We start from the raw sequence: 6,464 nt of genomic DNA on the forward strand, positions 1-6,464 counted from the left end.
CCCTCGCCGTCCGGGGACCCGGACGACCGTCCCGCCGTGCCGGCGCAGCGCTCCGACCAGGACGCCTACCTGCGGGTGAATGACCTTCGGGTCCGGTTCGACACCGAGGACGGCGTGGTGCGCGCTGTCGACGGGGTGTCGTTCGCCGTCGGGCGGGGCCGCACCCTCGGCATCGTCGGTGAGTCCGGCTCCGGAAAGAGCGTCACGTCGCTGGCGATCCTCGGCCTGCACGACCCGAAACGGACCACCATCACCGGGGAGATCTCCGTGGGTGGCCGGCAGGTGGTCGGTCTCGGCGACGAGGAGGTACGCCGGCTGCGCGGCCGGGACATGGCGATGATCTTCCAGGATCCACTGTCGGCGCTGCACCCGTACTACACGGTGGGACGGCAGATCGCCGAGGCGTACCGGGTGCACCACCCGAAGGCCAACCGGCGCGAGGCCCGCCAGCGGGCGGTCGACATGTTGGACCGGGTCGGCATCCCGCAGCCGGCGCGCCGCTTCGACCAGTACCCGCACGAGTTCTCCGGCGGCATGCGCCAGCGGGCGATGATCGCGATGTCACTGGTCAACGACCCGGCCCTGCTGATCGCCGACGAGCCGACCACCGCGTTGGACGTCACAGTCCAGGCGCAGATCCTGGACCTGCTCGCCGACCTCCAGGCCGAGTTCCACTCCGCGATCATCCTGATCACCCACGACCTCGGCGTGGTCGGCCAGGTCGCCGACGACGTGCTGGTCATGTACGGCGGGCGGGCGGTCGAGCGGGGCAGCGTCGAGCAGGTGCTCCGGGCGCCGCAGCATCCGTACACCTGGGGGTTGCTCTCCAGCGTGCCGTCGCTGCACGGCGACGCGGACGCGGACCTGGTGCCCATCCCCGGCAACCCGCCCAGTCTGATCAACCTGCCGCCGGGCTGCGCGTTCCACCCACGCTGCCGGTACGCGGACCGCGCCGGCAGCCGCTCCCGCACCGAGGTCCCCGAGCTGCGCCCGGCGGGGGAGGGTGAATCGGCCGGTCACCTGGTCGCCTGCCACCTGAGCGCCGAGGAGCGCGCCGCGTTCTACGCCGAGGACGTCGCACGAGTGGGGGTGGCTGTGTGAGGGCGAGGAACGCAGCGCAGCGGAGTACCGCAGTCCCGAACGGAGGACCGTGGAGATGACCGATGAACCACTGCTGCGGGTACGCGGCCTGAGCAAGCACTTCCCGGTACGCCAGGGGCTGCGCGCCACCGGTCTGGTGCGGGCGGTCGACGGGCTCGACTTCGACGTGCGCCCGGGCGAGACGCTCGGCCTGGTGGGGGAGTCGGGCTGCGGCAAGACCACCACCGGTCGGATGCTGGTGCGGCTGCTGCAGCCGACGAGCGGCAGCATCGAGTTTGACGGGCGGGACATCACGCACGCCGGCCGCCGCGAGTTGCGCCCGCTGCGCCAGGAACTGCAGATCATCTTCCAGGACCCGTACGCCTCGCTGAACCCTCGGCACACAGTGGGCCGGATCGTGGCGATGCCGCTGCAGGTCAACGGGATCAAGCCGCCGGGTGGGGTCAAGGCCCGGGTGCAGGAGTTGTTGGAGCTTGTCGGGCTGAACCCGGAGCACTACAACAGGTACCCGCACGAGTTCTCCGGTGGTCAACGCCAGCGCATCGGCATCGCCCGCGCGTTGGCCCTGCGGCCGAAGCTGATCGTGGCGGACGAGCCGGTGAGCGCGCTGGACGTCTCGATCCAGGCGCAGGTCGTCAACCTGCTGCGTGACCTGCAACGGGAGCTTGGTCTGGCCTTCGTGTTCATCGCGCACGACCTGGCCGTGGTCCGGCACTTCTGCCAGCGGGTCGCTGTCATGTACCTGGGTCGGATCGTGGAGATCGGCGACCGGGCGGACATCTACGAGCGCCCGCAGCACCCGTACACCAGGGCGTTGCTCTCGGCGATTCCGGACGTCACCCAGCTCGGCCCGGCGGGTCGGATCCGGCTGACCGGTGACGTGCCCACCCCACTGGACCCGCCGTCGGGCTGCCGGTTCCGTACCCGCTGCTGGAAGGCGCAGGACATCTGCGCCGCCGAGGAACCCGCGCTGGTCCCGCGCGATGGCGGCAACCAGGCCACCGCGTGTCATTTCCCCGAAGGGGAAGCGGCCAGCATGGGCCCCGAAGGGGAAGCGGCCAGCATGGGCCCCGAAGGGGAAGCGGCCAGCATGGGCCCCGAAGGGGAAGCGGCCAGCACGGGCCCCGAAGGGGAAGCGGCCAGCACGGGCCCGGAGTCGACTGCCCAGGTCACCGAGGAGGTGTCGTCGTGAGTCTCTCCCCGGTGGAGGGTGTGGCGCTGGCCGAGATCGAGTCCGGCACGGACCCGGGAGGGCCCGCCGTGAAGGGCGTCGTCGGCCGTTCGCCCGGCCAGCTCGCCTGGCTGCGGCTGCGCCGCGACCGGACGGCGATGGTCAGCGGCGTACTCCTGATCTTCTTCCTGCTGTTGGGGTTGGCCGCCCCGCTGATCGAGATGGTCTACGGGATCGGCCCGCGGGAGCAGTTCCAGAACATGCTGGACGGCTTCGGCATGCCGCTGGGGTACGCCGGCGGGGTGAGCGGTGAGCACTGGTTCGGTCTGGAGCCGGGGCTGGGCCGGGACATCTTCATCCGGCTGATCTACGGGCTGCGTACCTCGCTGTTCATCGCGTTCGCGGCGGCCCTGATCACCGCGACGATCGGGATCGTGCTGGGCGCGCTCGCCGGCTACCTCGGCGGCTGGCTCGACGCGGTGATCAACTGGATCACCGACCTGACCCTGGCCATGCCCTTCCTGATCATCGCGCTGGCGCTGACGCCCACCATCACGCTGCGCTTCTACGGTGAGCGGGGGCAGGTGTCGTCCGCCTTCGGGGTGGGGGTGCTGATCGCCGTCTTCGCCATCTTCGGCTGGACCAGCACGGCCCGGCTGGTCCGCGGGCAGGTGATCGCGCTGCGCGAGCGGGAGTTCGTGGAGGCGGCCCGGGCCAGCGGGGCCGGGCTGGGGCACATGCTCTTCCGGCAGCTGCTGCCGAACATCTGGGCGCCGATCCTGGTGTCGTTCTCCCTGGCGGTGCCGCAGTTCATCACCAGCGAGGCGGCGCTGTCGTTCATCGGCGTCGGCCTCAGCGACGAGACGCCCAGCTTCGGCCGAATGATCTACCGCAGTCTGGACTTCCTCCAGACCGACCCGGCGTACGTGTTCTTCCCGGGCATCACGATCTTCGCGCTGGTGTTCGCCTTCAACCTCTTCGGCGACGCGTTGCGGGACGCGCTCGACCCGAAGTCGTCCCGGTAGGGGTCAAGATCATGGCGCGATTTCTGCTCAAGCGACTCTTCTCCGCCACGCTGACCCTCTTCGCGGTGAGCGTGTTGACCTTCCTGATGTTCTTCGCCCTGCCGCGCGACCCGGTCAGCAGCATCTGCTCGAAGAACTGCAACCCGGAGCGGCTGGAGCGGGTCCGCGACGACCTGGGCCTCAACGACCCGCTGATCAGCCAGTACGCCGGTTACATGAAGGGCATCGTGACCGGTCGGGACCTGGGCAGCGCCCAGGGCGGCCGGTGCGATGCGCCCTGCCTGGGCTGGTCGTACGTCACCAACGAGGCCGTCTCGGACACCATCGCCCGGGTGTTGCCGGTGACGCTGAGCATCGTGATCCCGGCGGCCATCCTCTGGTTGCTGCTCGGCGTGGGGCTCGGCATGGTGTCCGCGCTGCGCCGGGGCACCTGGCTGGACCGGCTGGCGATCGGCTTCTCGCTGACCGGCGCCTCGTTGCAGCTGTACTTCGTGGGCGCGGTGCTGCTGCTGGTGTTCGTCTACAACCTGCGGCTGTTGCCGGTGCCGAGCTACACCTCCCTCTTCGACAACCCGGCGAAGTGGGCCAGCGGGTTGGTGCTGGCCTGGGTGGCGATGGCCTTCCTCTTCTCGGCCATCTACGCCCGGTTGTCGCGGGCGCAGATGTTGGAGACGCTGTCGGAGGACTTCGTCCGGACCGCGCGGGCCAAGGGCCTGGCCAAACCCACTGTGTACGGGCGACACGCGCTGCGCGCGGCGATCACCCCGGTGGTGACCATCGCCGGGCTGGACGTGGGCGGGGCGCTGGGCGGGACGGTGATCACCGAGACGACGTTCGGCATCCAGGGGCTGGGGCGGACGGCGGTGGACGCGGTGCGGTCGGGCGATCTACCCACCATCATGGCCACAGTGCTGATCTCCGCGGTCTTCGTGGTGCTGGCGAACGTGCTGGTGGACCTGCTCTACGCGGCCATCGACCCTCGGGTGCGGCTGCGCTGACCTGTCGATGTCCAGCCTGTGACCGACGGCTGGGCTGTGGCGAAATTTATCGACAACTGTTACACAACTCGTAGGTTTTCTTCCTTACGATCCTCGGGACGTCGGCGGTTCTCGCCCCGACGAACCGCACGGCACATGGGTGAAGGGGGTACTTCATGAGACCACGCGTGGCGGTTGCCGCAGGCGGCGCGATCGCTCTGGTTGTGGCATTGGGTGCGTGCTCGAAGAACACGGGCGAGGGCACCACCGTGGACAACGAACGGCAGCAGACCGGGGTCATCGCGACCGACCCCAAGGACTCGCAGGGGCCGGCGGCCGAGGTGAGCGGCGCTGCGAAGGGCGGCACCTTCACCATCATCCGGGAGTCGCCGATCTCCCACCTCGACCCGCAGCGGACGTACTCGTTCGCCGGTCTGATGACCAACCCGCTCTTCGCCCGCTACCTGACCACCTGGAAGGACGACGGCAAGGGCGGCCTGGTCCTGGTGGGCGACCTGGCCGAGACGCCGGGCAAGAACGTCAACAACGACTGCAAGGTCTGGGAATTCACCGTCAAGGACGGGGTGAAGTTCGAGGACGGCCGGCCGATCACCTCCAAGGAGATCGCGTACGGCATCGCCCGGTCCTTCGACCCGGACCTGTCCGGCGGCCCGACCTACATCCAGGAGTGGCTGGCCGACACCCCACAGTTCGACACCAAGTGGGACTTCAAGAAGAACAAGACGTCACTGCCGCCCGGCCTGAGCACGCCGGACGCCAAAACGCTGCGCTTCGAGTTCGCCAAGCCCCGCTGTGACCTGCCGTTCGCGGTCTCGCTGCCGACCACCGCGCCGCTGCCGGCCGACAAGGACACCGGCGTCGACCTGGACAAGCAGCCGTTCTCGTCCGGCCCGTACAAGGTCGCCAAGAACCAGGTGGGCGTGCAGATCACGCTGGACCGCAACACCAACTGGGACCCGAACACCGACCCGGTCCGGCACCAGTACCCGGACCAGTTCGTCTGGAGCTTCGGCCCGACCGCGGACGCCGCCAACAACCGGGTGATCGCCGACAACGGCGCCGACCAGAGCGCGCTCGCCTTCAACACCGTGCCCGCCTCGCTGGTCGCCAAGGTCGCCGGGGACGCCGCCCTCAAGTCACGGACGATCCTCTCGCCGACCCCGAGCGCCAACCAGCTGGTCATCAACAACCAGCGGGTCACCGACCTGAAGGTGCGACAGGCGCTCAACTACGCCATCGACCGCGAGGGCCTCATCAAGGCCATGGGCGGGCAGACCGTCGCCGCGCCGCTGACCACGCTGATGCCGCCGGCCACCATCGGCTACAAGGCGTACGACACGTACCCGGCGGGTGCCAACGGCAACCTCGACAAGGTCAAGGAACTGCTCGGCGGGAAGACGCCGGAGCTGGTCCTCGGTGTCGCCGACAACTCCGTCGAGCAGCAGCAGGGCGCCCAGCTCAAGGCGAACCTGGAGCGAGCCGGCTTCAAGATCACGCTGCGGAACATCTCCGACGACGCGAAGCTCGACGAGATCAAGAAGAAGAACAACCCCTGGGACCTGTACATCGGTAACTGGGCGGCGGACTGGCCGAGCGGCGCCTCGATCCTGCCGGTGCTCTACGACGGCCGCACCATCAAGGCCGAGGGCAACAGCAACCAGGCCTACTTCAACGACCCGGCGATCAACACCGAGATGGACCGCATCTCGGCGCTGCCCGCAGCCGAGCAGGGCCCGGAGTGGGCCAAGCTCGACGAGCGGATCATGAAGGAGCACGCGCCGGTGGTGCCGCTCTTCGTCGACGTGGCCTACAACGTGCACGGGTCCAAGGCCGGCGGGATCTTCATCTCCAGCGTCTTCGGCTACCCGTCGTTCGTGAACGCGCACGTCAAGCCGTAAGTCACACCGCAGACCAGAAGGGTCCCCTCCCGACAGCGCCGTCGGGAGGGGACCCTCCTGTCTTCGCGCCGGCCGGCTCACCCTGGGTCGGATGGCTGGTCGCCGTTTGTCCGGTCGATCGCTCTCGGGTCGCCGAGGCGCCTCCAGCTTCAGATCTTGGACACTTTCCGTTCCGTGGGCGGGCTCAACTGGTGGTTGCAACACCCTTCCGTGATCTTCGTTGGGGTGGTTATGGCGTTGAGGTTGAGCCCGCTGGAGCGGGAGCAGATCG

Annotated in this window: 5 protein-coding genes; all 5 read left to right on the top strand. The window is 68.9% G+C overall.

Annotated elements, in window-relative coordinates; genetic code table 11:
* Positions 1-36 precede the first annotated feature (36 nt).
* The 5 genes from ABZS40_RS33560 (at position 37) to ABZS40_RS33580 (ending at position 6,193) form a co-directional block, all read left to right on the top strand.
* Complete coding sequence (locus ABZS40_RS33560; protein WP_354948319.1) at positions 37-1,101, top strand: ABC transporter ATP-binding protein; 1,065 nt, start codon at positions 37-39, stop codon at positions 1,099-1,101.
* A 55-nt stretch (positions 1,102-1,156) separates the two neighbouring features.
* Positions 1,157-2,293, top strand: coding sequence for a dipeptide ABC transporter ATP-binding protein (locus ABZS40_RS33565; protein ID WP_354948311.1), 1,137 nt, complete (start codon positions 1,157-1,159; stop codon positions 2,291-2,293).
* Positions 2,290-3,297 (top strand): ABC transporter permease, encoded by a 1,008-nt coding sequence (locus ABZS40_RS33570; RefSeq protein WP_354948313.1) that lies wholly within the window; start codon positions 2,290-2,292, stop codon positions 3,295-3,297. The genes ABZS40_RS33565 and ABZS40_RS33570 overlap by 4 nt, the downstream gene beginning before the upstream one ends.
* Positions 3,298-3,308: 11 nt before the next feature.
* Positions 3,309-4,295 carry an ABC transporter permease gene (locus ABZS40_RS33575; RefSeq protein ID WP_354948315.1) on the top strand — a complete coding sequence of 329 codons (987 nt, stop codon included), beginning with the start codon at positions 3,309-3,311 and terminating at the stop codon, positions 4,293-4,295.
* 155 nt (positions 4,296-4,450) lie between these two features.
* A complete protein-coding gene (locus ABZS40_RS33580; RefSeq protein ID WP_354948317.1) occupies positions 4,451-6,193 on the top strand; it encodes an ABC transporter substrate-binding protein in 1,743 nt (580 codons plus the stop codon).
* Positions 6,194-6,464 lie beyond the last annotated feature (271 nt).

The sequence above is a fragment of the Micromonospora sp. NPDC005324 genome (assembly GCF_040607155.1).
Lineage (GTDB): Bacteria > Actinomycetota > Actinomycetes > Mycobacteriales > Micromonosporaceae > Micromonospora > Micromonospora trifolii.

Coding starts and splice junctions, on each gene's coding strand:
- ABZS40_RS33565 (WP_354948311.1), top strand. CDS start 1,157: ATGACCGATGAACCACTGCTGCGGGTACGCGGCCTGAGCAAGCACTTC.
- ABZS40_RS33575 (WP_354948315.1), top strand. CDS start 3,309: ATGGCGCGATTTCTGCTCAAGCGACTCTTCTCCGCCACGCTGACCCTC.
- ABZS40_RS33580 (WP_354948317.1), top strand. CDS start 4,451: ATGAGACCACGCGTGGCGGTTGCCGCAGGCGGCGCGATCGCTCTGGTT.